General features: G+C 40.7%; 42 protein-coding genes and 1 pseudogene. 5 read left to right on the top strand and 38 right to left on the bottom strand.

Going from position 1 to position 23,383, the window contains the following annotated elements; translation table 11 throughout:
* Positions 1-41 precede the first annotated feature (41 nt).
* From MKY93_RS07435 to MKY93_RS07385, 11 genes and pseudogenes are all read right to left on the bottom strand, one after another.
* Positions 42-239, bottom strand: a complete 198-nt coding sequence (locus MKY93_RS07435; protein WP_340758680.1) for a phage head completion protein — start codon at positions 237-239, stop codon at positions 42-44.
* On the bottom strand, positions 236-550 hold the full coding sequence (locus tag MKY93_RS07430) for a head-tail connector protein (protein WP_340758679.1): 315 nt from the start codon (positions 548-550) through the stop codon (positions 236-238). Before MKY93_RS07430 ends, MKY93_RS07435 begins: the two co-directional genes overlap by 4 nt.
* Positions 551-555: 5 nt before the next feature.
* On the bottom strand, positions 556-801 hold the full coding sequence (locus MKY93_RS07425; protein ID WP_340758678.1) for a hypothetical protein: 246 nt from the start codon (positions 799-801) through the stop codon (positions 556-558).
* Between the two features lie 76 nt (positions 802-877).
* Positions 878-2,059 (bottom strand): phage major capsid protein, encoded by a 1,182-nt coding sequence (locus MKY93_RS07420; protein WP_445683508.1) that lies wholly within the window; start codon positions 2,057-2,059, stop codon positions 878-880.
* 17 nt (positions 2,060-2,076) lie between these two features.
* Complete coding sequence (locus tag MKY93_RS07415) at positions 2,077-2,844, bottom strand: head maturation protease, ClpP-related (protein WP_340758677.1); 768 nt, start codon at positions 2,842-2,844, stop codon at positions 2,077-2,079.
* Entirely contained in the window at positions 2,819-4,024 is a 1,206-nt protein-coding gene (locus MKY93_RS07410) for a phage portal protein (RefSeq protein ID WP_340760918.1), read from the bottom strand. Before MKY93_RS07410 ends, MKY93_RS07415 begins: the two co-directional genes overlap by 26 nt.
* Positions 4,025-4,276: 252 nt before the next feature.
* A pseudogene (locus MKY93_RS07405) lies at positions 4,277-5,977 on the bottom strand (terminase large subunit).
* The gene (locus tag MKY93_RS07400; protein WP_340758676.1) at positions 5,974-6,492 is read right to left on the bottom strand and encodes a phage terminase small subunit P27 family; all 519 of its coding nucleotides are present in this window, start codon (positions 6,490-6,492) and stop codon (positions 5,974-5,976) included. Before MKY93_RS07400 ends, MKY93_RS07405 begins: the two are co-directional and overlap by 4 nt.
* 587 nt (positions 6,493-7,079) lie before the next feature.
* Positions 7,080-7,772 (bottom strand): hypothetical protein, encoded by a 693-nt coding sequence (locus MKY93_RS07395; protein ID WP_340758675.1) that lies wholly within the window; start codon positions 7,770-7,772, stop codon positions 7,080-7,082.
* A 205-nt stretch (positions 7,773-7,977) separates the two neighbouring features.
* A complete protein-coding gene (locus MKY93_RS07390) occupies positions 7,978-8,559 on the bottom strand; it encodes an HNH endonuclease (RefSeq protein ID WP_340758674.1) in 582 nt (193 codons plus the stop codon).
* A gap of 199 nt (positions 8,560-8,758) precedes the next feature.
* The gene (locus MKY93_RS07385) at positions 8,759-9,403 is read right to left on the bottom strand and encodes an Ltp family lipoprotein (RefSeq protein ID WP_340758673.1); all 645 of its coding nucleotides are present in this window, start codon (positions 9,401-9,403) and stop codon (positions 8,759-8,761) included.
* A gap of 174 nt (positions 9,404-9,577) precedes the next feature.
* Here MKY93_RS07385 and MKY93_RS07380 point away from each other — a divergent pair, with 174 nt between their 5' ends.
* Entirely contained in the window at positions 9,578-9,703 is a 126-nt protein-coding gene (locus tag MKY93_RS07380; RefSeq protein ID WP_340758672.1) for a hypothetical protein, read from the top strand.
* Here MKY93_RS07380 and MKY93_RS07375 read toward each other — a convergent pair.
* From MKY93_RS07375 to MKY93_RS07325, 11 genes are all read right to left on the bottom strand, one after another.
* On the bottom strand, positions 9,693-10,433 hold the full coding sequence (locus MKY93_RS07375) for a hypothetical protein (protein ID WP_340758671.1): 741 nt from the start codon (positions 10,431-10,433) through the stop codon (positions 9,693-9,695). The genes MKY93_RS07380 and MKY93_RS07375 overlap by 11 nt on opposite strands.
* 58 nt (positions 10,434-10,491) lie before the next feature.
* The gene (locus MKY93_RS07370; RefSeq protein WP_340758670.1) at positions 10,492-10,614 is read right to left on the bottom strand and encodes a hypothetical protein; all 123 of its coding nucleotides are present in this window, start codon (positions 10,612-10,614) and stop codon (positions 10,492-10,494) included.
* Positions 10,615-10,626: 12 nt separating this feature from the next.
* Complete coding sequence (locus MKY93_RS07365; protein ID WP_340758669.1) at positions 10,627-10,953, bottom strand: hypothetical protein; 327 nt, start codon at positions 10,951-10,953, stop codon at positions 10,627-10,629.
* Positions 10,954-11,101: 148 nt separating this feature from the next.
* Complete coding sequence (locus MKY93_RS07360; protein ID WP_340758668.1) at positions 11,102-11,656, bottom strand: site-specific integrase; 555 nt, start codon at positions 11,654-11,656, stop codon at positions 11,102-11,104.
* Complete coding sequence (locus MKY93_RS07355; protein ID WP_340758667.1) at positions 11,631-12,095, bottom strand: ArpU family phage packaging/lysis transcriptional regulator; 465 nt, start codon at positions 12,093-12,095, stop codon at positions 11,631-11,633. The genes MKY93_RS07360 and MKY93_RS07355 overlap by 26 nt, the downstream gene beginning before the upstream one ends.
* 14 nt (positions 12,096-12,109) lie before the next feature.
* Positions 12,110-12,298, bottom strand: coding sequence for a hypothetical protein (locus MKY93_RS07350; protein WP_340758666.1), 189 nt, complete (start codon positions 12,296-12,298; stop codon positions 12,110-12,112).
* Between the two features lie 12 nt (positions 12,299-12,310).
* Complete coding sequence (locus MKY93_RS07345; RefSeq protein ID WP_340758665.1) at positions 12,311-12,607, bottom strand: hypothetical protein; 297 nt, start codon at positions 12,605-12,607, stop codon at positions 12,311-12,313.
* A 95-nt stretch (positions 12,608-12,702) separates the two neighbouring features.
* Entirely contained in the window at positions 12,703-12,870 is a 168-nt protein-coding gene (locus MKY93_RS07340; protein WP_340758664.1) for a hypothetical protein, read from the bottom strand.
* A gap of 89 nt (positions 12,871-12,959) precedes the next feature.
* Positions 12,960-13,688, bottom strand: a complete 729-nt coding sequence (locus tag MKY93_RS07335) for a DUF2786 domain-containing protein (protein ID WP_340758663.1) — start codon at positions 13,686-13,688, stop codon at positions 12,960-12,962.
* A 254-nt stretch (positions 13,689-13,942) separates the two neighbouring features.
* Entirely contained in the window at positions 13,943-14,077 is a 135-nt protein-coding gene (locus MKY93_RS07330) for a hypothetical protein (protein WP_340758662.1), read from the bottom strand.
* Positions 14,078-14,115: 38 nt separating this feature from the next.
* Positions 14,116-14,274, bottom strand: a complete 159-nt coding sequence (locus tag MKY93_RS07325) for a hypothetical protein (protein WP_340758661.1) — start codon at positions 14,272-14,274, stop codon at positions 14,116-14,118.
* Between the two features lie 391 nt (positions 14,275-14,665).
* Between MKY93_RS07325 and MKY93_RS07320 the strand changes: the two genes are divergently transcribed.
* On the top strand, positions 14,666-15,196 hold the full coding sequence (locus MKY93_RS07320; protein ID WP_340758660.1) for a GNAT family N-acetyltransferase: 531 nt from the start codon (positions 14,666-14,668) through the stop codon (positions 15,194-15,196).
* 210 nt (positions 15,197-15,406) lie between these two features.
* On the opposite strand, the gene MKY93_RS07315 is transcribed toward MKY93_RS07320, so the two are convergent.
* From MKY93_RS07315 to MKY93_RS07250, 14 genes are all read right to left on the bottom strand, one after another.
* On the bottom strand, positions 15,407-15,592 hold the full coding sequence (locus tag MKY93_RS07315) for a hypothetical protein (RefSeq protein ID WP_340758659.1): 186 nt from the start codon (positions 15,590-15,592) through the stop codon (positions 15,407-15,409).
* Positions 15,593-15,611: 19 nt separating this feature from the next.
* Positions 15,612-15,854, bottom strand: coding sequence for a hypothetical protein (locus MKY93_RS07310; protein ID WP_340758658.1), 243 nt, complete (start codon positions 15,852-15,854; stop codon positions 15,612-15,614).
* 118 nt (positions 15,855-15,972) lie between these two features.
* Positions 15,973-16,179, bottom strand: coding sequence for a hypothetical protein (locus tag MKY93_RS07305; protein WP_340758657.1), 207 nt, complete (start codon positions 16,177-16,179; stop codon positions 15,973-15,975).
* Positions 16,180-16,211: 32 nt separating this feature from the next.
* The gene (locus tag MKY93_RS07300) at positions 16,212-16,436 is read right to left on the bottom strand and encodes a hypothetical protein (protein ID WP_340758656.1); all 225 of its coding nucleotides are present in this window, start codon (positions 16,434-16,436) and stop codon (positions 16,212-16,214) included.
* Position 16,437: 1 nt separating this feature from the next.
* Positions 16,438-16,830: a hypothetical protein gene (locus MKY93_RS07295; protein WP_340758655.1), complete on the bottom strand. Its 393-nt coding sequence runs from the start codon at positions 16,828-16,830 to the stop codon at positions 16,438-16,440.
* 53 nt (positions 16,831-16,883) lie between these two features.
* Entirely contained in the window at positions 16,884-17,228 is a 345-nt protein-coding gene (locus tag MKY93_RS07290; RefSeq protein WP_340758654.1) for a hypothetical protein, read from the bottom strand.
* Positions 17,229-17,246: 18 nt separating this feature from the next.
* Positions 17,247-17,438 (bottom strand): hypothetical protein, encoded by a 192-nt coding sequence (locus tag MKY93_RS07285; protein WP_340758653.1) that lies wholly within the window; start codon positions 17,436-17,438, stop codon positions 17,247-17,249.
* 11 nt (positions 17,439-17,449) lie between these two features.
* A complete protein-coding gene (locus MKY93_RS07280) occupies positions 17,450-18,292 on the bottom strand; it encodes an ATP-binding protein (RefSeq protein WP_340758652.1) in 843 nt (280 codons plus the stop codon).
* Positions 18,222-19,028, bottom strand: coding sequence for a DnaD domain-containing protein (locus MKY93_RS07275; protein ID WP_340758651.1), 807 nt, complete (start codon positions 19,026-19,028; stop codon positions 18,222-18,224). The genes MKY93_RS07280 and MKY93_RS07275 overlap by 71 nt, the downstream gene beginning before the upstream one ends.
* 1 nt (position 19,029) lies before the next feature.
* Positions 19,030-19,701 (bottom strand): ORF6N domain-containing protein, encoded by a 672-nt coding sequence (locus tag MKY93_RS07270; RefSeq protein WP_340758650.1) that lies wholly within the window; start codon positions 19,699-19,701, stop codon positions 19,030-19,032.
* Between the two features lie 65 nt (positions 19,702-19,766).
* Entirely contained in the window at positions 19,767-20,189 is a 423-nt protein-coding gene (locus tag MKY93_RS07265; protein WP_340758649.1) for a hypothetical protein, read from the bottom strand.
* A gap of 157 nt (positions 20,190-20,346) precedes the next feature.
* A complete protein-coding gene (locus tag MKY93_RS07260; RefSeq protein WP_340758648.1) occupies positions 20,347-20,490 on the bottom strand; it encodes a hypothetical protein in 144 nt (47 codons plus the stop codon).
* Positions 20,491-20,499: 9 nt separating this feature from the next.
* Positions 20,500-20,790 carry a helix-turn-helix domain-containing protein gene (locus MKY93_RS07255; RefSeq protein WP_340758647.1) on the bottom strand — a complete coding sequence of 97 codons (291 nt, stop codon included), beginning with the start codon at positions 20,788-20,790 and terminating at the stop codon, positions 20,500-20,502.
* 528 nt (positions 20,791-21,318) lie between these two features.
* Positions 21,319-21,498, bottom strand: a complete 180-nt coding sequence (locus MKY93_RS07250; RefSeq protein WP_340760917.1) for a helix-turn-helix domain-containing protein — start codon at positions 21,496-21,498, stop codon at positions 21,319-21,321.
* A gap of 102 nt (positions 21,499-21,600) precedes the next feature.
* Between MKY93_RS07250 and MKY93_RS07245 the strand changes: the two genes are divergently transcribed.
* Complete coding sequence (locus MKY93_RS07245; RefSeq protein WP_340758646.1) at positions 21,601-21,840, top strand: DUF1883 domain-containing protein; 240 nt, start codon at positions 21,601-21,603, stop codon at positions 21,838-21,840.
* On the opposite strand, the gene MKY93_RS07240 is transcribed toward MKY93_RS07245, so the two are convergent.
* On the bottom strand, positions 21,834-22,064 hold the full coding sequence (locus MKY93_RS07240; RefSeq protein WP_340758645.1) for a hypothetical protein: 231 nt from the start codon (positions 22,062-22,064) through the stop codon (positions 21,834-21,836). The two genes, MKY93_RS07245 and MKY93_RS07240, sit on opposite strands and share 7 nt — an antisense overlap.
* 13 nt (positions 22,065-22,077) lie before the next feature.
* On the bottom strand, positions 22,078-22,314 hold the full coding sequence (locus tag MKY93_RS07235; protein WP_340758644.1) for a helix-turn-helix transcriptional regulator: 237 nt from the start codon (positions 22,312-22,314) through the stop codon (positions 22,078-22,080).
* A 125-nt stretch (positions 22,315-22,439) separates the two neighbouring features.
* On the opposite strand from MKY93_RS07235, the gene MKY93_RS07230 reads away from it, so the two are divergent.
* Together MKY93_RS07230 and MKY93_RS07225 are read left to right on the top strand one after the other, a co-directional pair.
* On the top strand, positions 22,440-22,850 hold the full coding sequence (locus tag MKY93_RS07230) for a helix-turn-helix domain-containing protein (RefSeq protein WP_340758643.1): 411 nt from the start codon (positions 22,440-22,442) through the stop codon (positions 22,848-22,850).
* Positions 22,851-22,865: 15 nt separating this feature from the next.
* Positions 22,866-23,330: an ImmA/IrrE family metallo-endopeptidase gene (locus tag MKY93_RS07225; protein WP_340758642.1), complete on the top strand. Its 465-nt coding sequence runs from the start codon at positions 22,866-22,868 to the stop codon at positions 23,328-23,330.
* The last annotated feature ends 53 nt before the right edge of the window (positions 23,331-23,383 follow it).

The raw sequence follows: 23,383 nt of genomic DNA, 5'->3' as shown, positions 1-23,383 counted from the left end.
CGGTACGTTGACGGTTTTGAAATATTCATCCGCTGTCACAGTTACACCATCTTATCCTGCCATTGAGTAGCATCAGAATTAAAAATACGATAGCCTTTTTGTGTTTCGATGGCTGCCCATACTGTGACATGTTCTGTCCATTCCTGAGACGGCCAGCCGCCAACAATTTGCCCTGGTGGATTCAAGAAGGTAACACGATGCTTTATTTCAGCTGGATTATTTCCGTAGCGATAATTCATAATCTAACACCATGCTTCAGTTGCAGAATGATAGTCTGCAGACCGTAGGGCAACGGCACCGATTCGCCACGAATTATAGATGGTGTAATAACTGTGCGCTGTTCGTAATAATGGGTAGCAAGCATTAATACAGCCAACCGATAACTTGCGTAAATGTCTTTCTCGCCCACCTTTAAAAACGGATCTGACGGCACTGGAACACCTGCAATAGAAATAGAGTTTTCGGCAGCCTGTAAAAAAAGGGACAGCGTCTGATTTTCATCATCGCCGTCTATCCTTAAATATTCTTTTAGTTCATCCATCATTTTCATTTAATTCACCCCTCAGGGTTTTCTAAAGCTTCAAGACGCGCGATGATATCGTTGTATTGTGCTTCGGTACCAAATCCATCAGCACCCTTATCTCCCTTGTCACCTTTATCTCCTTTATTCCCAGCAGTCCCTTTATCCCCTTTAGGGCCTTGTGGACCTTCAACACCTTCAATCAGTTGGGCGAAGTCATCACCAGTAGGCTTCTTTCCAGTGCTAAACATTTCTTTCAATTCGTCTTTCGTTTTTGTCATGATTTAATCATCTCCTTATCCAATAATGAAACTCTTGCCTATTTCGGCTTCCCCGATTGGCTTTGGTCGGGGCTCATTAGGGCGTATCAATCACTTTCGCAATACGGAATGCAGATTTCAATTTGATTTGGTGGTCCACATAAGCAGTCAAGACGAAATCCTCAATACCTGTACGAACGTTTTTGTCGCGCTCGAAAAGCACGTCCAAATCGTAGTTGAAATGAGAGTAAGAGAAATCTCCGACAATTGGATCTGTTGCAGCATCAATAAATTTCACCGTTTTTCCCCAAACTGTTTCAGGTGGTGCAGCGAAATAAGTAGAATTGCCATTGTTTAAGAAAGAAACCACTTTCGTGTAATCCGCATAGTTCATAACAATCCGAGCATTTTCACGATAGTCTTCATGAAGATCGGCAAGCGCATTGACAATCGCTTCGTAAATGTTCGCACCTTCCACAACCTTGATTGCAGTGGATCCAGTTTGATAGAAAGACATGTGTTCTTCGTCGGACTTAGGTGATTTCGTAAATGCCACTTTCTTTTCTTTTGCTGCCAAACCAGATTCAAGCGCACGTTCTACCGATTGAACAAGATTTACATTTGTTCCGCGCAACACCGTTTCAGAAACAGGAGCGAACACTTTAAATTTGTTCCGGCCGAACTTCACAACATCGCCAGTGACTTCCATTTCCTTTGCGGTTTCTGTATCAGCAATAAAGTCATCATCGTCCAATTGGAATGCAATTTTCGGCACTTCCAAATTCATGAGATTTGTAAATGTGGAGATATCACGCAATGGATTTTTTACAAGTGGCTCCATTAATAATTGATCGGACATTGTAGTTGGAAGTAGCTTTTCCCCACCTGTATTGTTTCGATCACCAAGGATTTGCTTTACATCAGCTGGGATCGGCTGCTGGCGAATTGTTGCTTTGATCAACTCTGCTTTTGCCTTCATGACTTGCTCATTCGGATCAGCGATATTTTGAATGTTGTCTTTCGCGGCAAACTTCGCTTTCTGCTCTGCTTCCATTTGATCATGCTGTTCTTTAATCAAATCAAAACGCATCTTCAAATCGTCGCGTGATTTTTGAGCTGCTTGAATATCTTCCATTGAGGCAGTCGGGTCAATCGCCTTCTGTGAAAGTTCCCCTTCTGTTTTCTGCAGTTGTTGACCAATAGTGGCCATATTTTGCTTCAATTCATACAGAGTTTTGCTACCCCCGAAGAATTGAAAATTGCCCTTTCCTAAAGACATTAAGAATTGTTGTTTTTTCAATATAAAATTCCTCCTAAGATTGAGTCATGGTAAGCAATATTTGCTTCCGCTTCTTCTCTGATTTTTTGGCGTAACACCATTTCATCCGCTGACATAGTAGGTGACGGTTGGGATTGTTGCAGCTGTTTTGGTATATTGTCATACCGTTTAGCCCACTCATCATCAAATGCATAGGCAACTGCCTGATTGGATTCAGAGACAACGTCCACCAACCCATATTCCAGACATTGTTGGGCCGTTAGCCAAGTGTCTTCTTTGAGCATTTCGTTCAGTTGATCCGCAGATAACTTGTCTCCTGCACGCTCCAAATAATACTGACACATGGACTGACTGATACGTTCAATTTCATCTGCTATTTTTCTAAGAACAGCAGCATTTCCGCTCGCATAGGTCCAGGCATGGTGAATCATCATCAATGCATTTGCAGGCATAATAACTTGTTTCGATATCATCGGCAGGACAGAAGCACAAGATGCTGCAAGCCCATCTATGTGTGAAATAATATCTGCCGGATGGCGTTCTAACATAGCAATAATCGCCATTGTTTCAAAAACGCTGCCCCCTGGACTATTAATGTATAAGTTGATCTGTGCAACATCGCCCAGCTCATCCAACTCATTTTTGAAGCTTATTGACGAAACTTCGCCGTACTCTTCCCAGGCGTATTTTGTGATTTCTCCATAAATAAAAATATCAGCAGATTTATTGTCAGTAGCCGACATTTTCATATCCCAAAACTTATTCGGCTTTTTCTTTTTCCCCATTTTCTCCATCACCTCCCTTCGTAGATTTTCGTGCAGTCGGGTCCATTTCGATTGGATACAAGTCTCCAGAAATCCAAAGCTCATTCGCTTTACCTTCTTCCGGCGGCAAGTCTTCAAGCATCCGGACTTCATTCGGCTTCATCCCACCAGATCGAAGCATAGTCTGATAAAACTGTGTACGTGCAGCCGTGTCACCACGTAATAGACCACCAAGGTTGAATTTAAAATACAGACCATTTTTGCGGTCTGCAGCTGTCAGTAGTTTTCGATTAAATTCATGTTCATATTGCCGAACAATCGGTGTAAGCGTCATTTGCACGAACTGGATCATCATTTGCTCATTGGATCCGTAGCTTTGGCTTTCCGTGTCATTCAGGAAAGATACAGGGACATTAAAAACGTTGGCCACCCGTGAACGCGTTACTCGTTCGGATGCCAACGTATCAGTCGCATTATATTTTCTTTCTAACTCTTGAACACGAACACCAGGTTCTTGGAAAAGGACGCCACCATTCTCACGGTAAAATCTTCGGAAGTCCTCCACAATAGCATCTCTGGTTTCCTTATCGACATGAGCCCCATATTCAAGCACGAAACTGTCCTTTTTCTCCATTTCAGAGAGGGAAAATTCTTGAACCGCCTTGTCATACTTGATCGTATTACAAAGCACATCAAGTGGTCGTATGCCTTTCAAACGTGATACTCCCGAAATATGTTTAACATGAATCATATTCAAATTGTGAATATAAACGGTGTTATTAACGCCACGTACTTCATACCACAAATCACCATCATCTGAATTCATGAATGGCGTCACGTATGCGGCATTAATCGGAATGATACTTTCTGGTTGCATTCGGATGTCACGCTGGATAATTGCATAGCCGTTGCCGTCCTCGTTACGAGATACTTCCAATTGATTCATTAATTCAAAGCCACTCATATTTTGATTGGGTACGTTAATTAACACGTCGGCCGCCTGGTTCGTCACCGTGTCAAATTTCTGATGCAACTTAATTGGCAGAGATGAAACACTATTTGCCAAACGACTGACCACAGAAAATATAGTTTCATTCGTCACTAATGTAGAATTATCAATTCCCCAAAATGTTCGTCCCATCCAGTTGACGAAGTTGAAGCCTGCGCCTTTCCATCCAGCTGCCGCCCCTTTTACTGCCATCCGTGCGGACAGCCTAATTCGTTGATGCCATTTCAATTTCTCACCGCCTTTCAATTAAAATAGATGTCGATCACATTCATTCCGAAAACTCATTACCGTAAGCTTTTTTTATAATAGTAACAAGCTTTTTCATAATGATAGGTAAGCAAAAATCTGTGAGACGGATTAATTTTATCTTTCATTTCAAGTGTCGGTCAATTAGAAATCCATAAAAGAGTCGCTTTAATAATTGCAAAATAAATCTCCTCCTGGCTACAAATCATGAATAGACACAAATCGAATGTTGCCACCGCCATCTGACGGTTGCGCAAAACGCGCACGGACATACGCATTAATAACTGCAGCAATCGGGTCAATCCGTTCTCGTGATTTCTTTTTAGATAGTTTGATATTTTCCTTGTCGTCCATGTCGGCAATCGCATTCCCTACCGCCCAGGCAAGCAACGGATCTCCGTCATGTGTAATCTTCTCCGAATACACATCTTCCCTAAACCCTTTTGTCGGTTCAGAAAGAGTAGGATAACCTTGCCTAATTTCAACAGGAACAAAACCCTTTCGCTCCATGTTTTGCGCAAATTGAGTAGCACCATAAGGGTCATAACATAACTCCAAAGGTCTCCATCCGTTTTCCGCCACTTCGTTGATAATCCAATTCTGTACAAAATCATAATCCACGACTGCGCCCGGCGTGACAGAAAGATAACCCTGTTCAATCCACAAACGATACGGCACCTTATCTGTCGATTCCCGTTCTTTCAGTGCTTCTTCTGGCATGAATGAGTGTTGTTTAGCGTGGAAGCCGTAATCAGTCGGGAAGACGAAACCAACAGAGGTAAGGTCAATCTTTTTCGACAAGTCCACACCAATATATACGTCAAGCTCATCCACACTGACGGAAGAATTTGTACATGCTTTCCATTTCGATGACGGCATATAGCCTCCTTCTTTCATGTCCACCCATATATTCATGGTTTTTGTCATGAAAGACCGCATTTTTTCAGGAACATCGAGAGCTGTTCGTAAATCGGATCGGATCGATTCCAGTCCTTCCTCGTATGTAGCCACAATCGGATTGGCTTTGATCCAATTTGATTCATCTTTAATATCGTCACCCTCTTCCAACTCGCAGATGATGGCAAAGTAATCATCATTCTCAATCGGATCGTCGGGGTCTAATATGCGACTGACATATTCATATTCCGTAAAACAAGGTCGGCTCAAATCAAATCCAGCAGTAGTGATAATGAACATTAACGGTTCTTTCCGTGCGACCATACCAGACTGCAGCACATCATAGATTTCCGATGTTTCATGAATGTGGTACTCGTCCACAATGCCGACTGAAGGGTTTTTCCCATCCCCTGTCTTCCGCGTTTCACGAGAAAGAGGGACTATAACCGATCCATTGTTGTGAATTTCAATCTTTCCGTATGCTTCTTTCCATTTCCCGTCTAGCAACTCACTGGAACCGATGCCGTCCTTAACTGCAATGTAAACTTCATCCGATTGGTCCTTCTGCCATCCTGCAATGTACATACGCTGTTTCTCGTCACCAAGAAATGCAATATAAGAACCGATAATGGCCAAGAATTGAGACTTCGCATTTTTACGAGCAAGCTGAATATACACTTTTCTAAAGCGTCGTGCACCGTTACGTTTCTTCTTGAAGCAAAAGACATTTACAGAGATAAACAACTGAAAATCAGTTAGTTCAACAGGTTCACCAGCAAGCACACCCTCCACGTGATGAAATTCCCTTGCCCACCAGTAAAAGTCCTCTCCTTCCACTTCGTCAAAATAAAAAGGACTGTCATCATTTTGACAATCCTAATAATCTTTCAGGAAGCGTTTGACCGCCCATTTATGTTTTTTACAAGCCTTTATTTTGCCGGATAATATATCATCACAATAAGCAAAAACACGATCCATCACGCTGTTTTCTGTAGCAATCATAACCTATCACGGAAACGCCGCTCCGCTTCACTTTTTGGCTGACTATTATCCGGCTGAGGAATTACCAGTTTCAAACGTGAAGAGATAGTCAGACCGAGATCAGAGGCAGCCGCCCGGCATTCATTGAACAGCGTATTTTTGGCTCGCAATAATTTCGGATAATCGTCATTCGCCACTGTGATTTTTCGGCCATCATCCATCTGGATTGTTTCTGTCGGCTTAATTTTCTTCATATCGCGCACGAATTGGATGTACTGATATTTCGAATCCAAGTATCTGGCCAAGGCATCCACGTCCAAGTTACTGAAAATTCCAAGCGACATTAATTCATCCGCCAAATCTTCAAATTCCCTTTTCTGCTTGGCTGTCAAATAAGAAGGCGCCGCAACTTTATCAATCGAACCGCGCATTTTTTCTTCATGATTCTGTCGCAACTCTATTTCTTCTTTGGTCAAATGTTTAGATTTTCCCTTTCCTTGAATCACAGCAAGCGGCTGTTTTTTTCTGCCTGCCATCTCTATCACCACACTTTCTCAGGAAAGATTATTTACTTAATCCAATTCACATCTTTAAGCTTGAGATAAACTTCATTTTCTTCGAGCCAAATTTGTTTACCGGTTTTCTTCATCTCTTCATCCAGCCTGCATATACTTCGCTTATAATTCTGTCGGTTTCAACAATCACATAAACCTCTTCACCGCGTTCGCTTATAATCACGTCATCCACATGTAGGCTCTATACCCATTGTGTCTCCAACGGTCGAAAAGGCATATGTCATTTGCCGAGTATCGAGCAGAGTACCATTGTTAAAAAAATACTTTTCAACTTCCCTCATCTTTGTGTTCGGCCAGCTGTGATAAAATTCTTCATGCCCCCTTTTTTATTTCATCAAGACAAAAAGAGATGGCGATCCTGCCATCTCTTTTGTCTTATTTTTTGTTTCTTTCTTTTGATTTCATAATAATTAAACTGATAATGCTTACAATTGCAATTCCATACATGATAGTTTTATTTATATTTCCCATGCTGTCTATTAAGGCTACAAGAATTATGATTAGTAATAAAACGTAAATTAAATAGCTTCGCATTTTTAAAATCTCCTTTAGGCGAGCATTTTGGCATTATCTTCATTGAGAAAATAAACTTCATTTTTGAGGTTTTCATTGTACGTGAATAAAGGTGCGCAAGCTCCTCCAATTGCACTTATGTTAAAGAAATCTTTTAATAAAGCTTTCGATCCAGAACTTAATTTCTCTTTAACAGAAAAGTCTTCGAGAGCTTGGTTTAATGCTTTCTTTTTAGAGTATTTTTTTTCAACACGATAATATTTATAATTCATATGAACATATTTCATTACATTTACAGCGCCACCGGCAGCTTTTAAGACTTTATTGATCTTAAGTATTTTTGTAGCAGGCACAAGCCCGCCTAAAGCTCCTATACATGCTAAAGCTCCAGGAACTGTAAAATCATAAGTTGAAATAATAGGTTCACTGGATTCTTTCCCAGATAAGAATCCAAAGTCTAGATACTCTCCTTCAGCAGTGATTGGCAAACCTGTTTTAATTGACAGTAATTGTGCGATTTCTTCCGCGCTTTCCACATTTTCAGGTAATTCTTCAATCGCAATTAATACATCATAAAATACACTATCTTTGTCAATTCCTAACTCGTTAAAATATGTAAGATCCTCTTCATTTTGTGGGGTAACCGATTGAGCAGATGTGTTAGACATGGTTAATCCACTAATTAATAATGTGAGACAACAAAACGCTGCAATAGTTTTTTTAATCATTTTTATTCTCCTTTTTTTAAGATTACTCACAGACTAACATAATTAAAATGGAAATTCGAGGAATTTAAATAAAATGTTTTTTCAAAATATATTCATCTCCTTCGTAAAGAGTATAAAGAAAATAATTTCAAAAACGGGTTTTTCTGCGATGAAAACGAGCAGTCGGTGTAGAGGCATTCGCTCATGCGTTCGTAAGGGAGGGGGGCTATACCCGTTTCACTCTCTTCTCATCCTCCGCTGTCTTCTTGTTATGGCAACTATGACAAAGTAACTGCAAATTATTTTCTGTCAATCGTAATTGCCAATCTACTTTGATGGGAATGATATGGTCCACGATGGTACCGATCACTATCCGTTTATCAACCAGACACATCTGACACAATCCGTTATCTCGAATCTTAATCATTGCTCGTAACTTACGCCATGCAGTCGAATTGTAGAATGCCTTGGTTTTCGAATCACGGCCATACCGGTCATAGTCTCTCGTCTGCTGAGTTTGAGAATCTGAATGTGAATCGCAAAATCTTTTGCGTGTTAAGTTAGAGCAACCGTACTGATTGCATGGCCGCAATGGCTTCTGGTTCACCTCATCACCTACCCTTCCGACTGTGCACGCGCTTCGTCCATACTCTGCTTGATCATCGCCTTCAGTTCCATCTCCTGCCGTGTCAGCTGTACCATGTCGGATAGACTGGCACCGCGCATAGACACATGGAGCTGTCGCATCTGTTTCTGCAGGCGCTTGGTTTCCTTGCTGGCATAATAGGCGACATACTCCTGTTTGCAATGCGGACAGAGGAAGTACAACTTCTCGTTGCTGTGCTTCACCTTACGTGTGCGGAACCTGTTGAGTGTGAACGACTTGCCGCATCCTTCGTTACAGTGAGTAGTGTGTGGTTCGGTCGTCATGTGGATCGTCTCCTTTCATTTCGAAATCATTTATGTAAAAGAAAAAGACACCCGTTAAACGGATGCCTCGTAGTTTATTAATCTAAGTTATCAATTGCATACTTTGCCCGTTCTTGCGTGAACTGTTCTCCAGCACTTGACGTTAATTGGTTCATCAATTCCTGGTCGGACATCGGCATAATTTCCTGATAGCTCTTCGCAGATCTAAGTGCCTGCTCGTTATAGTCCACTTTAATGTTATCGATTGCGTACTGTGCAGCGTCTGCAGGATATCCATCACCCGCGTTAGAGGTCAACTGATTATACAATCCTTTTTCTGAGAACGGCATGATCATTATGTAATTCTCTGCAGCTTTCAAAGCGTTCTTATGCTCGCGAGGAACATCCTTTTTCTTTTCTGCAGGAGCTTTTACCGGAACTTCCACTGGCTTTTTCTCTGCCGGCTCTTCTTTCACAGGCTCTGCTTTATCAGGTTCATCCACTACCTCAACTTCCTTATCAGGCTCATCTATTACAGCTTCTTCCGCCTCTTCCGGCGCGTCTACGGTCATACCAAACCCAACGACAGAAACAATCATTACAGCTACCATAATGCCTGTCAATTTTAACTGGCTTTTTTGTTTGACCTTATCTTTTTTTACAGCAGCCAAAATCGAACGAACTCCGAATACTGCAGTTAGCACAAAGCTGACCAAAAACAATATGAGAAATAAATTATCCAAATTAATCCCCTCCTTACCAGTATTGTAATTGATTTGGAAGGAAAAGAAAACCATTGAATAAGTAAAAAGCCACACCCGCAATGGACGTGACTTTTATACATAGTACTCTGAAACAACCGAATAATTGTAATAATAGCGCCATTCTAATAAAATAGGTCTTAGGGAGGTGACGAAATGGAGAAAAGACCTGATAGCAAACCTATTTCAAAACCTAGCAGATTGCAACCGGATAGAACCAACTCTGCTGATAAGCCATCTTCTACTAGCAAGCCATCAAGACCAGTAACACCTAAGAAATAATTCCATCAGGGAACCTTTCATTAAACAAAGCTTCAGCCTCACGAGCTCTGTTTAAATTGTAGACATTAATAACAATCCCATTGTCTATGTCTACATAGGTTTGTTCAATTTCAACATCGTAATACTCCATTACATTAGTCCAATGTTCTACAGCCTCGAGTACGATCGCTTTGCCAGCTTCGTGAGCTCGAGGTACTCTTATTAAGCATCCCTTTACTGACTCCGCCTCTCCATTTCTTTTATACCCGACTATTTGCGACTCATTATTCAGGAAGGTTGAATCCCATACTGTTGAATGTGTCCCTAAAGGAGCAATATGATTCTTTTCTCTGGCTTTATTCACTTGCTCTATCATTTTTCGATATACATACTTTGAGATTAATTGAGCTAAACAAAAACTAACGACTACAGTTAACAATGTGTAAAAAAGAATGAACCATACATTACCTGATAGCGTTATCAAATCTCCAAGATTATCAACATATCTCCATTCTTTTTTCAGAATTGGAATGTCATAACTAAAATTCGGGATATTTAAGCGTGATAGTAATGCAAGTAGGTTATAAATTAGTAGAACAATGCACATTATTGGAACCCACATTAAAATACTAATGGCTGTTACTTCGCTATTATTTCTTTTAGTAGTTGGAGTTATGCCAAAAAGGTTTATCCAAAAATATGTTAATAATCCTGGAACAGTGAAAATAATCAATGTAATAATCTCTTGCATACTAACTCCCACCTTTACTTTGTATTATACCAAGTTTCATTTAAAGAAAACCACCCACCTACAAAGTGGATGGCAAAGGAAAGGAGAGATATACAGTGGCAACCTGTACATTTACCAACAATACAATTATTACACGGTTCTCACCAAATGCTCTGCCGTGTTCCTGCCAATTGTCTGCCACGTTTCTGCCATCCTAAATAACAATCCCTTTCCGCTTCCGGTTCTGGTTCAGGATCTTCTGGACAAATAGATGGAGCTGATCGCCCTCTTCTGCTTTTCCATTCAGCATCTCCGTGACGTCATTGCTGATGATCTTCACCTGCGCCTGCTTACCAGCAACCAATTTCCCTTCTCTGCGATAACCAAGCTCATTCAATGAAGTAGCGACTGTCTGTACATTGGTCGTCTCCGCATACAACTTCACCGCATGCTGCTTCACATTCCCCGGCTCGTACCCTTCATAAGCATCCACATAATCCTGCAGATCCTTGATTCGTTCCCTGGCTTTATCAATCTTCAAGTTCTTCCCCTCCGGTTTACTTCAAAAGTGGGTTTGTCAAACTCATGCAATACGCCCAAGCCCTGTATTATCAAGGGTTAGCAGTACTTCTCACAAGTGAGTTTGACACCATCCGTTTGAAGCTAATTAATAACTAAAAAAGAAGGAGTTAACTCCTCGCATTCTTGTAGACGTTACGAATTAAGGAGTCAACGCTGTCTTGTTCAATACCTATATAGCGCAATGTTTCTTCTGGATTACTGTGATTGAATAGCTTTTGTAAAGCAGCCACGTCTTTTGTATCTTTGTACACCCAGTAGCCAAATGTCTTTCTCAATGAGTGCGTACCAATAGAGTCTAATCCTACTTCCTCGGCTACGTTTTTAAGAACCTGATAAGCCATCGCACGCGAAATTGGCTTATTCCCTCCCTCGCGGCTTTTTATAAGGAACTCATGCGGTTGCTTGTCCGCTGTATAGCTCCTTAATGCTTTTCGTAGATCTGGGTTTAAATAAACGCGCCTAAACTTCGATGTCTTCTTTTCACGGATATTGAGATAATCTTTCTGGATGTCCTCTACTCGTATTCTTAAAATATCAGAAATACGAAGAGCTGTATATAACCCTACCATCAGCAAGATATAATTGCGCTCACTTCGTCCCTTTAATATCCTCATGATTTCTTCTACTTTTTCGAAATCACGAATCGGCTGTACAACCTTCATTTTTTTCACCCTCCTTGAAAACCTCTATTTTCAATGCAAAGGCCAGCTTATAAAACATGCGTGCTTTCATTCGATAATAATTTCGTTCGGACATATTAAACTCTGTATAAATCTGATAGTCAAACAGCTCCGTGTCCTGAAGGTAACGCTTATGAATAATCATGCGTTCTGTTTTGGTCAGACGATTTACAGCATTCGCTATCCAGTTGATGTATTTAAGTCTAGCTTGTTCATAATCAATATTAGCAATTGCGGCCTGTTCTGTAGAAGAGGATGGCAATTTGGCAGATGGTGGTGTAAATGAATAACTGGCTGTAATAGATGGTAGGCGGTCCAAACTCACTTGTAAGGAATATAAACGGTATTTTTCCAACGCCTGCTCGACTGCTTCCTTTGTTCTGTCTCGATCAATTTCTGGTAAGTTGAACTGTAATTGCATCAATATCCCCTCCGTTATCTTCGTCTAAACGCTCCACCGACTCGCTGGTAAGTATCACGATTCATCCCCATTAGTTCGCGCCACTCTCGGTCTGTCAATCGCTCTTCTCTTTTCTTCCTAACGCTAGTATCTTTTTTTGCTTCCACTTGTTTGATAGGCTGCGCAAGCCCTTTTTCAGTTAGCTGTTCTTGCAATGTTCTCATTTTCCTCACCCCTTATCGCAGTATCTTTCTCACCGTGAATACAGGCTTGTGATTCATCCATTGATTGCCCTTACGTGTATCCCAATTGATATGCCATGTAGATCGCGTGTACTGATTGTGCTTATGACGTGCTACGTCTCGCTCATACTTCTTCATAAAGCTTATGAATGTCTTAACTTGCACCTTGAACCAACTAGACACAACATCGACAAATTTCCTGATCCACACCTTCGCCGCATCGACAAACTTCCGTGCCTGTTCCGCTAAATTCTTCTGCGCTTCTTGCAATGTGTTCTGCTTTTCCGTCATACCACTCACTCCTTTTTTAATATAAAAAGGACACCAAACAACAGCAAATAAGCTGTCATTCAGTGCCCCGGTTCTTCCGCTTGGCAACTAATTTATTAAACTGTTTCCGTAAACTGTATATCTACACACTTTGGTTTTCCGTCTTTCCAGACAATCGTCTGTGTGCCATAACCCTTCGGCAGATCTGCCACCTTAACCAATTTGCCCTCTTTGACAAAATACGTTGCGTTTTCTTCTAAGCTTACTACCACTGTTTTCTCCACCAAGACCCCTCCTTGTGTGTTACAATAATGTCAGCGATGACGGGAGAGATCCTGTCTTTTTTTATTTAACCAAAAGTTCAAGTTGTACGCTAAAAGATTGCTCCTTCATCTAGTGTTGATTTTGTGTAATCTACTGAAACACCGTCCTCATGACCTTGATGATAAGCGGCCAGTTCTTCAATTCTAGGCACTTTAAAACTTAATCTCTTTTTGCCTTCAAACATATCATCGTAGGCCTGTTGCACTTCAGTTGGAACTAACACCATTAAGCCGTATTCTTGTTTCATTTCTTTTACTTGTATTTCGAACTTTTCATTTATACCATCCAAAAATCCGCGCATATAAGAATTTTTCAAATCCATCGTGTACCCTCTAGAACGACATTCTTCGGTTTCTGCATAATGGTTTTTCACAAAATCGTTAGCGTAAAATGTTAATACATCGTAAGCAAGGAAATACATTTCTTTCGCTAATGCAACATCATTTTCAAATCCAAGAAAAATAATCGCTCTTTTTTTCTTACTTTCACCTTTTAATATTTTGCTGTTATAAAAAAATGTAACTTTAAAGTTTTTCGTAATAATCTGTGCAAGTTTTCTTTCCCACCAGTACAAAGTTTTATGGACTGTGACTTTTCCTTCAAGAATGGAATCGCTCTCCTGCCGTTCTTCTACTTCGCCGGAAGAAATATCGTACTTAACCATAAGTTTTTGAGCCATGATGAATGCTGTCTGTGACTCTTCATCATTTTTATTATCGTTGGCTATAGCGAGTAGTCCTTTTATTTTTTTGATGATATTCTCATTCCTATCACCCATCGGAACCCTCCCTTTCTGTTAGTCATAACCTTCGTACTGTTGATTATGGTTTTTTAACAAAGAACCTTTTTAGAGGGTATTGCTCGAATGAAACTCTCACTCCTATGGTCAATGTATACCCATGCCATATCGCTAACCCAGTAATAACTGTAAACATCAAAGACATAAATAATTTTATAATTAAAAGTAACATTTCCGGACTTACCCTCCTCAACCGTGTTTTTGTCTGGTGTTCCTCATCTTCGGAATGCTTATCATCCACAGGTTGTAATGTGCTCAAAATATAAGTCAAAATCATTGATTTCGTCCTCATCAAGATTATTCATTTCGAACTCTTTCCCGCAATGAGGACACTCTGCAATATCACCAAGCCCAAAATCTTCAGTCATGTATATCAACCTCCTTCGCATTATCTTCGGGCTGTGCATTAAGTAGAGGGCAGATTAAATGTTTTATCCACCTTCGCTAAATAAATTTGTGCATCAGATATTTCTGCCCACTCATCAAAATAATCTAATGCTTCTTTTTTGTTACGAAACACATCAACAGACGTTTCGTAACCCCAATCTCTTACTACAATCCACATGCCTATCACCCCTTCGCTTTATCTTCGAAATGTTCATTAACGGATTCCGTATTTTTCTTTCATTTCTCCGATTTCATTCGTAATTTTATCTAATAGTCGACTTTCCTCTGCTATATCTTTTTCCGATGCAATTGGTCTTAGGATATATCGTTGCAAAGCATGTTTGATTATCTGTAACTCCTAATACTTCAAGATTCATCACCCTTTCTTTATAACGCCTAATCTGTCTTGTACTTATCATCTTCGTACTGAGACGTTTATTTTACATTTACATTATTATGAGTATATTTTATAATCAGGTTGTTCCTAAACATGGAAAGGACTGAACTATGCGCAGATAGATGTCAGTATTTTTAATCCACCATAAATCACTAATTGGGAGGTAAAAGTATTGATTAAAGATTTATTTACAGAACGAATACATTTAAGAAAAATTACAACCGCTGATTCAGCTAGCTTATTCAAAATATGGTCTGATCCCGATGTTGTTAGATTCATGAACGTCGATTATTTTACGGATGAAGAACAAGCTAAAGAAATGATTAATCACATTAATAAGCTGGCTAATGATAATAAAGCGAATCGATTCTCCATAGTTGAGTTAAATACTAATGAAGTGATTGGTTCATGCGGATACAATTCATTAGATTTTGAGAATGCTAAAGCCGAAATTGGATACGATATAGCAAAAAAGTATTGGGGCAATGGTTTTGCAACAGAAGCTGTATCTACTTTATTGAATTACGCATTTGATTCTCTAAATCTCAATCGAGTTGAAGCCAAAGTAGAACCTGAAAACATAAGTTCTATAAAAGTCCTTGAAAAGTTAAATTTCACTTTCGAAGGGACATTAAGACAAAGTGAAAAATCTAAAGGAAAATTTGTTGACATAAAAATTTTCTCTAAACTAAAAACAGATTGATTTTTCCGCCTCTATTTCACCTGAAGTAGAGGCTTTTTATTTAATAAGTAGTTGCACAGTATCCGTCAATCTTCTTCTACAGGAATTGCACAATCAGCCCATTCAGCGCCGCAACCACCACAAACGACATCACCTTCATAATTTGTCGGGAAACCCATATCGCAATATTTGCACTCCATTATTTCACCTTCTTTTCTTCGGAATGTGACGTTACATCGTTTGCCAATAAGTACCGTCCAAATTGATAGTTCTTTTACCGTATACTTTTCTGTTACGCCCTTCTGGCGCTTTTGTTATTTCGTACCATTTGCCGGTATCATCGTCTTTTACGACGCCCTTACTTGGCTTGTAAGAGAATGAAAATATCCTCTCTCCATCCACGAAAAATGGATACATAATTTCACCCCTCGAACGGTTACTTTATTGCAAAATCACGTTGAATTTCTTCAAATTTAATAAGGTTTTTTATAAATTCTTCTTTGACTTCATCAATATCAACATTATTCATTAATGATTGTGTGGTATAAACGAACTCCAGTAACGTTTCTAGCAATCGCTGTTCTTTATACTGGAGAAAGTACTTCCCTCCAAAACTGACCTTGCCTGTTTCTTTATCAATCCACAGAAAGGGAGTATCTGATTCATCGACTATTACCATTTTCCCCTCAAATACTTCGTGTTCTTTAAAAGTAAGTTTAAAAGTATCATGTTTAGTTTCAAAGTATGCCCCCGTTATTTTCTTCCTTTCCTACGTCGCATTTTCCGTCTACTGTTCATTAGAGACTCATATCAGTTTGACCCGCAACAATGATCTCCATCGCCTGACTTTCAGTAAAACCTTCTTTTGTTAAAGCGTTGAATTTTTCACGTTTTAGACGGGCGTGAATTTCGTATTCATCTATGAAAGTAGGAAGCATCGCCCACAAACTTTTTATTCGCTCTCCATACTCCAGCAGCTTCTGTGCAGAAAACATTGGATCCATAATATTCACTTCCTTGATAGTTTTTTTATCCGTCAACTGCTCACCAACAATTCGTCTGCATTAAATATTCCGTTACGTTCTATTCCCTGAAATTGAACCTCGAACTGATTTAACCTCTTGCTGGTTCTTTTTATAACCTCACCCGTTCGGTCGGCGTAGTCCTGCAGATAATAAAACGTTTCTACATCATCTGAAGGAATGGCTGGACGGACCATCACTTTATCGAAAATTCGTATAATGGAAGATTCCTCTCCCAAATCAGAAAATATGGTTAGTTGCTCCTGCATGTGAAGCATCTTCTATTTCACCTCTTTGTTTTAATACAGAAATACGATTACACACAGAAGAATAAGACCGTTCAAATTCAAATGCGATTTCTGAAATGGTACGGATTCCGTGAAGCTCCTTCAATCTTTTTTCTTCTGTTTTTGTCCATCTTTTTGCGTCTGGCTTTCCTAGCTCTTTAGGTGTCACTGTTACAACTTTTCGCTTGTAAAGTAAGTTGCCTTGTTTTTCAAGTTCCACCGCAATAGGACAAGTTGAGCAAACTGTGCTGCGTATCATTCCGCCCTGATAGGGACAAACTTTGCAATAGTGATCAAGCAAATCCCCTATGCGTTCTACGACTGCAATACGTTCTTTTTTGTTCATGTATTGCACCCCCCTCAAATAATTTAATGTGAAGGGATGAATCAATTGCTTTTTCAAACTGCAAATAAATGATCATACAGCTTTTGCAGCTCTTCATTATCCAAGCCTTCTAGATAATCCAATGAGTAGTTCTTTTTTAGATATATGGCTGTGATCAGCACACCGCGTTCTTCCTCCCGCATATGTTCCCCCCCAAATATCCCATTATTTCGCACCGTTATTAAGCCGGCGATAGATTGATCTATAACAAAAATCGCCACTTCCAACTGGGTTCTTTTCAATGTTTTCGCAATATAATCGATATGGAATCCTTCTTCCCACAGTTCTCTAAACATCTCTGGCTCAGACGGACGAATATTCCAATCGATGTCCGCATTGTCTAGCAACACTTGATCCATGACGTTACCTCCTTCTGTTTAAGCGGCTAGTTCCTTTTCTTCAATCGTAGCCAACAGTATTTCCATTGCACCTTCATGGTTAGTTCCAGTAGCCAGTTGCAGGTCGAACAATTGACGCTCGAATTGCCATTCCAGAACTTTATCCTTTTGACCTGACTCATTCCATGCCCCTGCTGTCAATATCAATTGATTGGTGATATGCTTTATCACTTCGCATCCTCCTAGAAATTAATATTCCTAATCCTCTTGTCTACGGTGTTTTGAAATCTTATCAAACAGGTGTCACGCATTAATCTGGAGACCAGCTTGGCATCATACATGCTTTCCAGGTCAACCAATGACAAGTTGCTCGTGATGATTGAAGGCTTGTTCTGACGTCCATTTGCTATGGCGTAAAGGACACGCATAGTAAAGTCGGTTGCTCGCTTCGCCGTTCCTGTGCCACCTGTCTCTGCTCCTAAGTCATCTAGAACCAAATAATCTACTTGGGAAAGAAGATCGACGAAATAAAACTCCGTATACTTGCTCTCTTTGTCATTGAAACTATTACGAATGCGTAAAAGCATTTCATCCACACTGACGAACAAGCAACTTTGATCTTGATTGCCCCACTCGTTCAGGTTTCGAAGGATACTCATGGACAAGTGACTCTTCCCGACCCCAGGCTTGCCAACAAACCATGTATTGAAAACTTCCCCGCCTTTATAACGCCTGAAAACTTCAACCGCTTTGTCCTTATTTGCAATCTCTTCAGATTCAACAGCTTCATAGTTTTTAAACGATGTCTCTAGCAATCCTATATCTGTCAAAACGCTTTTTTTCTGAAAGACATTGTACGAAGTTTTTCTGTCAGCGACTTTGAGAAGGTTCTCTTGCTTTTTAGCAAGCTCTTCAGTTCTTTTCTCCCCTTCGCATACTGGGCAAACTTTCTCTCCGTCAATCACCATCAAGTGAATGGGCTTGTCTCCACGAAGTGGATGGTTGTCACAAACTTCAGAAGTCAATTCCATCGTAATCCCCGTTTGGATGTTGAGTAGGCTTTCCAGACCTTTCATTTCTGCCATTCCGTTCTCTCCCTGTTGTTCGTTTTGATTCGGCTGCCATCACCTGATCAACGTTGGTATATTTCTTATTGCTCCAATCTCGTAAAATACTTTCTGCATAATTCCAACGAAGTGCGGAATTTTCTACAGCTATTTGCAAAGCGTATATTACTAGTCCTTCATTTGTGTCATCTATCCATGCCCCCATCTTGTCAGCGACATGTGGAGTAAGTATGCCAAATCCATTCTGCTCGAAAAATTTGAATGCCGATTCGACAGGTTTATGCGCGTTGTCGTTGTCGTTGTTGTTGTTATTAACTGTAGTAATCTCTGTAGTAATCTCTGTTAATGTTTCTGACGTTTTGTCGGAATCCATTCTGACATTTTGTAAGATTCCATTCTTACCTTTTGTCAGAATCCATTTGACAAGATTGTCAAATAGCAATTTGTAATGAACAGTTGGTGCCCCATTGGCTTTTAGCAGTTTCGTTTCGATCAGTTGCTTCTCTTTCAGTTTCTTCGTTGCATGTCTAACCTGTCGTTCAGTCAGGCAAATTTCTTCCGCCCACTCTTCGTATTTTTTGTAGAAGAATCCGTCTTTGCGACTAGACTTGTCTGAATAAAATACGATTTGATTCAGCAGGATTGCTTCCGGCAGGCTGCCCGTCAGCTCGATATACAGCTTTGGTATCGTCACAATACGGTCATGCCCGCTCACCTGCGACAGAATATGCCGGACTTCTTGGTACGTGCTCATGTCAATTCACTCCCCATTCGGAAACAAAATGTAAGGCATCCTGCAATTGACTTTGCTTAATATCCCGGTATGAATCCACCTGATAACGCTCCCGGATCTCCGAGTAAATCGACCGAAACATTACCGGACGAGCACCGGCATCCTGCTTGGATAATTGGTAAATCCGCTCACCAACAGCTAGACGCAAACGCCGCTGTTCACCGGAATGTAACGTGACCTGTTTCATATGCGTTTCCAACTCTATCAACCTACCTTCCAAAAGTGCGATGGCCTGAGCGATGGCCTGAGCAACAACAGGCGGCAAGGCTGACGTCATGCTGACGTCACCTTTACCGATACGTCTGGACAGCTGATAATACTGATCGTTCAGCAAATGGTAGGCCTGCCACGCTTCCTGTTTATTCAGCGACTTGGCATGTAAAAAAGCGCCTTGCTCCGTCCAAAGATATAGGACTGACGTATATTTCAGGCTCGCGTCACCTTGACGTGAGGCTTTGAATGCTTTCAAGTCTTCACCTGCCAGTACAAAATAATGCGTGCCGACCGCATACTGTTCCTGATTGCGTTGGAAGTTCCTCGCAATGACTTTGCTGTTGGTCGCAAATGAATCAGCCAGTTGGCTAGTCGTGAGCACGCGCTGTTTCTCATGCTCAATTATCTGCGGTTGCTGCATCGTACTCTCCCCTTCCTCTTGACAGTTCTTCCATGATCAGCGATAATCATAGGAGAACGTTTGTTTTATAAGTGGTTTACATCCTGCTCATTCGCATGCCAGTGCGATTGGGCTTTTTCATTGGTTGAAAGGCTTGCGTCATTTTGACGTTCGGTTCTAATTTTGAAAACCTTCTTCGGTTTTTCCGTCGTAGAATACTTGTCTACTATTTCATCTGGAATGAACCCTCTTAATAAATGGACTTCGTCAAGATGCGTACGTGACACGAATACTACGCCTTCTACTTCTGTAGATAACCTGAACGGATAATCATCCTTAAAAGTCTCTTTCACGTCGAAGCTACTAAATGTTTTAATGATGTATTTCGGATCAGTGAAGAATTTAACTCCTCCCGACGCGCTAATATCAAGCCCATAAACTTCCTTGTTATCATCCATAACTGCATCTAGTTGCCGAGCTAATTCAATCAGTTCTTGTAGATGTTCCATATCTAATCTCTCCCTTTTCATTCTTGATGGTTGAATCCCATCGAGTAGCCCAGGAACAGAGTGGTATTTACCATTAATTTTGGGGGCAAAATTTCGGCATGATCCCGGACTACTCGACAGGAGCCAAAGCTCCGTCTTTGTGTTATAATGTAATTAATCAAATATTCTTCACATAGCTGATTGACGCTCCAACGTCGATCGGCTTTTTTATTGCCACAATATCGATACCGGCTAGTTGCATTTTCTCTACAAACAGCGCTAGTTCTTTTCTGAGTTTGTCTGATTGTCTTTCTGTTTTCATGATTGCCTCCTAAAATAAGAAACTCATAAATCCACCCACTACTTTCGTTAGCATGTCTACCAATAGATTGATATCCACTCCATTGAACACATATAAACTCGTCTCTAATGTTGTTGTATTAGCTGCCAGTTTCGCTTGGATCGTCTGCAGCCATCGGATAAAATCCTCCGTTGCCAGTGTCATTTCGTTGCGTTCGACTTTAGATATGGTGCTTCTTGAAATATTGACTAACGGGGACATGTCCTCTTGTGTTAAACCCGCTCTTTTTCGTGTGGAGCGCAAGAGTTGTCCAACGTTCATCTACTCACCCCCTCAACCCTAAATGTTCAAAATCTGAACATGTTCAAACAATGAACAGCTTTTTTCTATGAAGCTGGTAAAATTGTTAATAGTAGCAAAGAGTACAGACCTCAACGACTCCACGTTATGCTCCCCGCAATTCCCGGCAGGTATGCCAGCGTATTCTATCATTCACCGTTTTCAACTCCTCGGCGAACTTCGCCAGCAGCCTAAGACGGAACCTCATGACCTCACTGGACGGGCTGTTGGTGATCGCCTTCATTTCCCTCATTGATCCGCTTGATCAGTCGCTGCTTTTCCTCATGCACGTCACATACCTCCTATTCACGAACTGAATTTCACTTCATACGGTGCCAGGGCATCGGTCACTTCTTTCCATAACGTCCGGAGCGTCTTTGTCCCGTCTTCCTACGCCTGAAGTAACTCCAATGCTGTCTCAGGCTCAGACTTAGCCAGCTCTGCAAGCTTCACCGGCATATAAGCATTCATTTCAAGAAGCTCTTTTGCGATCATTTTTTTCTCTCCTTTTCACGTATTCATATATTTCCTCAATTCATCGAGTGACATTTCCAGCGCATCCGCAATTGCGCACGTGACTCGAAATGTAGGATTTGGGGATTCACTTTTCTCAATATTCTGTAGTGTCGATTCTCTTAATCCTGTTAGCTTTGCGAGTCTATATCTCGAAAGTCCTTTAGAAACCCTCAATTCTTTAAAATCCAATATATTGTGCTCCCTCCCTGTTGAATACCACTATATATTGTGGTATTTTGATAGATAGAGTAGGTATCTTTCGAAAGGAGTGATTATATGTCAAGAATTCCTTATGCACAGAGTAATGGGCAATTGAGTGTAGAAGTAGAACTTCAGTATGCTTCAGATGTATTCCTGGTGGATGAAACGAACTATAGAAAATACCAGACAGGACAGAGATTTAGATACTTCGGCGGCCACTACACTCAATCACCAGTCCGGATTTCTGTTAGCGGCATCGGGCGATACTACTTGATCGTCCAAGGCGGTGGCAGATATAGCTATAGGTTTTATTGACCTCTTTGCAAGACTAAACCTTCGGCAGCTTGCATAGTTCTTGGACATATGGCTGTCGCATGGACAAGTTCAGCAAGAGCGCTAATCTCTTCTGGACTTGTCTTATGATTAAATGATTGAACCCTTTCGACGATAAAACTTTCTAAAACATCTACCATTTCGACTGAATTATTTATATCAGCCATCATTGCCGTGGTGGCTGCCTTTCTTTCAATTTTGCTCACTTACCTCACCCCTCTATCCAACTACTTTTTTTATTTTTAGACACGATTCGTTTCCATTTCCCTTAAAAAAAATCTCTTCAATAGAAGTTTGGTAATAATCAGCGATTTTTTTTGCTAACGGGAGCGAAGGTGTTCGATCTCCCCTCTCTATTGCTCCAAGCATTTGTGGGGTAATTCCTAAATCTTCTGCAACAGAAGGCCGTGAATCTTCGCCACGCATGGCAATTAACTTCTCCCGCATTCTGTTCACCTCCTTAAAGAAACGTTTTGTTTCTAATTAATTAACACTACACAGAAACGTTTTGTTTCATTTGTAGAATAGAAACTTATTGTTTCCTATAATGTAGTTATAACACTGGAAGAAGGTGACCAATTTTGTTAGGGCAAAAACTGGCTGAACTTAGAAAGAAAAAGGGCTTAAGTCAATACGAAATGGCTGAAAGGCTCGGAGTTTCAAGAGGGAAGCTTGCTAATTATGAACAAGGTAGTCGCCAGCCAGATTTCTTTGATGTTTCAACTGATTATCTTTTAGGTCGAGTAGAGACAAGTAAAGCAGACAATAATCTGCCTGAGCTAACAGCAAAAGAAGAACGCGATATCGCAAAGGACTTAGAAAATATGCTGAATGCTTTGGATTCAAAGGATGGGTACGCAGCGTTCGATGGTCGCGATATGCAGGACATGGACGAAGAGGATCGGGAACTACTGAAGGCTTCATTGGAAAATTCATTGCGTTTAGCGAAACGCATGGCAATGCAGAAATTCACCCCGAAAAAATATAGATAAGAGGGAGTGATGCCCATGCCGAAACAAACGGCTGCCAAGTTGATGGCTAAATACCAAACGAATAATCCGTTCGAGATTGCAGAGCAGCGCGGCATCACCGTGCTGTATGAGTCGCTGGGAAGCGCCCTGGGTTTTTACAACAGTTATAAACGGATCCAGTTCATACATATTAACAATGCGATCGAAGAAAGACTGCAGACATTTGTCTGCGCTCATGAGCTGGGACATGCTATCCTTCATCCGAAGGCCAGTACCTCTTTCATGAAGAGGAATACTTTCTTTGCGGTGGAACAGGTCGAAGTGGAAGCCAACCGATTTGCAGTTGAGTTATTGATGCCTGACGAATCTTTGTATGAACATACGAGTAGAACTATGACCGTACAAGAATTAGCTTCCGTCTACGGCGTTCCAGAGGAAATTGTACATCTAAAGAAAATAGATCCACACGGTTTAAATGAACGTGTTAATTTTTACCGTTGATATGGGGATATCTCACTATCACAAGGTTGCGAGACAAATTGATTATTAATTAT

The sequence above is a fragment of the Sporosarcina sp. FSL W7-1283 genome (genome assembly GCF_038003105.1).
In the GTDB taxonomy this organism is placed as follows: Bacteria; Bacillota; Bacilli; order Bacillales_A; family Planococcaceae; genus Sporosarcina; species Sporosarcina newyorkensis.
Note: the sequence above shows the minus strand (reverse complement) of the source record. Positions and strands in the feature narration are given on the sequence as shown.